The 3,384-nt window shown below is 64.4% G+C and carries 4 protein-coding genes; 2 read left to right on the forward strand and 2 right to left on the reverse strand.

Annotated features, from left to right (window positions below; translation table 11 throughout):
• The first annotated feature begins 200 nt into the window (after positions 1 to 200).
• Complete coding sequence (gene ispG / locus WEA77_RS08650; protein WP_368067469.1) at positions 201 to 1,334, forward strand: flavodoxin-dependent (E)-4-hydroxy-3-methylbut-2-enyl-diphosphate synthase; 1,134 nt, start codon at positions 201 to 203, stop codon at positions 1,332 to 1,334.
• A 151-nt stretch (positions 1,335 to 1,485) separates the two neighbouring features.
• On the opposite strand, the gene WEA77_RS08655 is transcribed toward ispG, so the two are convergent.
• Positions 1,486 to 2,022 carry a DUF1254 domain-containing protein gene (locus WEA77_RS08655; RefSeq protein WP_368067470.1) on the reverse strand — a complete coding sequence of 179 codons (537 nt, stop codon included), beginning with the start codon at positions 2,020 to 2,022 and terminating at the stop codon, positions 1,486 to 1,488.
• On the reverse strand, positions 2,019 to 2,621 hold the full coding sequence (locus WEA77_RS08660) for a DUF1214 domain-containing protein (protein WP_368067471.1): 603 nt from the start codon (positions 2,619 to 2,621) through the stop codon (positions 2,019 to 2,021). The genes WEA77_RS08655 and WEA77_RS08660 overlap by 4 nt, the downstream gene beginning before the upstream one ends.
• A 112-nt stretch (positions 2,622 to 2,733) precedes the next feature.
• Between WEA77_RS08660 and WEA77_RS08665 the strand changes: the two genes are divergently transcribed.
• The coding region (locus tag WEA77_RS08665) for a hypothetical protein (protein WP_368067472.1) at positions 2,734 to 3,384 on the forward strand (651 nt) is incomplete at its 3' end.

The raw sequence follows: 3,384 nt of genomic DNA on the forward strand, positions 1-3,384 counted from the left end.
GCTCGGCCCTGAAGGTGCGCAGGTCTTCTCGATCAGCGTGGACGAACAACTGGTGCGGGCTGCCGAAATCTCGGCGCCGGTCGTGGCAGAGGTCCCACCGGCCGCCGCCAATGGCAACGCGACACGCTAGCCCTTTACGCAAGCGGCGCCCGGCGCCACATGTGGAGCTGACAGGAAGCCGGGAAGGCGCTGAATAGCCCATGAGCCACAATCCGATCCGCCCATGGCGCAATATCGAGAGGCGCAAGTCCCGCCAGATCCGGGTCGGCAATGTGCTGATCGGCGGGGACGCACCGATTGCCGTCCAGTCGATGACCAACACGCCGACTGAGGACGTGGGAGCGACGATCGATCAGATTATTCGCTGCGCCGAAGCCGGGGCCGATATCGTGCGCGTCTCCTGCCCGACCGCAGAGTCCACGAAGGCGATGCGCGAGATCGTCAAAGGCAGCCCCGTGCCGCTCGTGGCGGACATCCATTTCCATTACAAGCGCGGCATCGAAGCCGCCGATGCGGGCGCGGCCTGTCTGCGGATCAATCCCGGCAATATCGGGTCGCAGGCGCGGGTGAAGGAAGTCGTCGCAGCAGCGCGCGCCAATGGCTGTTCCATGCGGATCGGGGTGAACGGCGGAAGCCTCGAGCGCCACCTTCTCGAAAAGTATGGCGAGCCGTGCCCGGACGCGATGGTGGAAAGCGCGCTCGACCATGCGCGCATCCTCGATGATCTGGGCTTCCATGAGTACAAGATTTCCGTGAAAGCCTCGGACATGTTCATGACCGTGGCGGCCTACCAGCTGCTGGCGGAGGCCACCGACGCGCCGCTGCATCTCGGTATCACGGAAGCGGGCGGGCAGCGCACCGGCACCGTGAAATCTTCCATCGGTATGGGCAACCTGCTCTGGGCCGGCATCGGCGACACCATCCGCGTGTCGCTGTCGGCGGAGCCCGAGGAAGAGGTGAAGGTCGGCTTCGAGATGCTGAAGTCGCTTGGCCTGCGCACGCGGGGGGTCAATATCATTGCGTGTCCGTCCTGCGCGCGGCAGGGATTTGATGTGATCCGGACGGTCGAGACGCTGGAGAAGCGCCTCGCGCATATTTCCGAGCCAATCTCGCTGTCGATCATCGGCTGCGTCGTAAACGGGCCAGGCGAGGCGGCGATGACCGATCTTGGCTTCACCGGCGGCGGCAAGGACAGCGGCAAGATGTTCGTCAACGGACGGGCCGATCACAATGTCTCGACTGCCGACATGGTGGAGCTCATCGTGAAGCTTGTTGAGGACAGGGCTGCAAAGCTGCAGGCAGAGCGCGAGCCAGATCAGGTGCCGGCGGAGTAGGCTGCAAGGGCCATCAACACCGGCAATAAAACGCACGCTCATCCCAGTCGAAGTCGAAGGATAGGCTACGCAACACCAGGGCTCTGCTTGGTCCATCCCTGGACTTTGCTTGTCAGGATGCGTTGCCCTGTTTGAGCCCGTTGGGGGCGGTCTATGCCGGGCCGCAGGTGCTGACCGGCAACAGTGCTGCCGCCGCATCGTAGAGCCCTTGCGAGGGTGCGAGGCGGCGGATAAGCGCGAGAGCTTCCGGATTTTTCACAGTCACCACGTCCACGCCTTTGGCGGGTCCTGAATACTGGCCCTCCATCTGCACGACGACCGTGCGCGCGCCCGGCGCATCCGGCAGGCGCGCGTCGAGCGACCCAGCATAAACATTGTCCGTGGACGCATCAAAGATAGAGAGCGAGCCGTATTCCGGCCAGGTCGGCACGCTGAGCGTGACCGGGCCGTCCGATACGTCGATCACGCAGATCGCATAGGCGAGGTCGGGTGATGGGCGCACGATTGTTTGCGTTTCTGGGGTAACGCGCGGGCTCATGCGCCATTCGTGGGGGGCGATGCCGCTGGCGGTCATGCGCTCGCGCGCTTTCGACATAATGTTACCGGGCAGGGCGTCCAGCACGAAGAAATGCGCGGTGGCGAAACCGAGGACGAAGGTGGCAAGGCCGATGCCGGGGAGACGCATCATGCGGGCCCTCCGCACGCGAGTTTTTCTATGGCCGGGGAAGCCAGGACGCCTTCAGGGTCAGCGATCAGTTCGGGCGTGGGTTTGTAAAGGCGCAGCGTCAGGTCGAAATTGCCGGCCTCCTGGCTCGACACCCAGCTGCCGGTCTCCGGACCGGTGGCAGAGACGATGAACGACCAGGAATCGCCGCCGTCTCCGAGGCCAGCCTTGGTCTGGTCGAATGAGAGCGCGCGGTCCTTGTTGGCGGGCAGGTAGCTCGTCGCGTCGTACAGCGTGACTGACCACCAGAGGGCGGGCATTTCGCCGCCGGAGACCCGGTAGGTGCAGTCTTCGATCAGCCGGTCGCCCGCCTGATCGGTATTGCGGGTGAAATAGACCGCTTCGTCTTTCGTCAGGGCCAGGAGGCCGTGGCGGGCGACGCGGGCCCGGGTCCAGGGGTTGGCCGCCTCGGACCCGATAGTCCAGTCGCTGACCCAGCCGGAGACGTCTACCGCGCCCCCGAATTTCATGCCCGGGCCGATGATTCCGGCCGCCGCAAGGGCGCTGCCGAGCCCGAGCGCGGCGCCAAGGAGGAGGCCAACAAGTCCACTGATAATCTTCATGCGAACACGCTAACGTGACCGGAACGGGAAGCAAGTGGCCGGAGAGACGGCTGGGCGGCGTTCCCGCAATTGGCTAGCAGTGTCAGCGTTCAGACGGGGCGAGACGGACTTCATGATCATCCGGGTTTTGCGATGGATTGGCCTGACCCTTCTTGCGGGCCTTACGCTCCTCGTCACGTCGAGCTGCACGATGCTGGGGCTCAATTATGCGAGCCTCGATACGGCCAACAAGCCGGACCCGGTGCCCGTACTGGATATCGACCGGCTGATGACCGCCGAAGGCCGGGCAGAGGCGATGCAGATGCTGGAAGACACACTCTACGGACCCTGGCCGGAAGGCTTGTCTGTGGCGATCAGCGACTGGCGGATCATCAATCCGGACTATCTCGAAGGGCGCGGCACGCTCGAGGAACTGGACATCACGATCGGCCGGGGCGAGGACGCCCGGACGTTCCAGCTGGTAGCAGCATTCCCCGCCGCGGCAATGGCTAACCCGCTGGTGCTGAGCCAGACGTTCAGTTCGAACTGCGCGACCTTCCCCGGCGAGAACGTGACCAGCGCCGACGGTGATCCGTGTACGGCGCGGGACTATGGCGCCGTGACGAGCTTCATCGTCGAGACCCTGTTTGGCGAATATATCGCCGAGGCGCCGGTGGGGCTCTATTTCGATGAAGGCTTCGTCTATGCGAGCTTTCACGCGGGTGATTTCATTCCGGACAGCGCGCAGCTGGCGCCGCAGGCGCTCGCTGGCCTCGGCGCGGAT

This window comes from Hyphomonas sp. (genome assembly GCF_040882205.1).
Taxonomy (GTDB): Bacteria; Pseudomonadota; Alphaproteobacteria; order Caulobacterales; family Hyphomonadaceae; genus Hyphomonas.

Bases quoted from the DNA above. Each gene is read 5' to 3' on its own strand.
- ispG (WP_368067469.1), top strand. From the start codon at position 201: ATGAGCCACAATCCGATCCGCCCATGGCGCAATATCGAGAGGCGCAAG.
- WEA77_RS08655 (WP_368067470.1), bottom strand. From the start codon at position 2,022: ATGATGCGTCTCCCCGGCATCGGCCTTGCCACCTTCGTCCTCGGTTTC.
- WEA77_RS08660 (WP_368067471.1), bottom strand. From the start codon at position 2,621: ATGAAGATTATCAGTGGACTTGTTGGCCTCCTCCTTGGCGCCGCGCTC.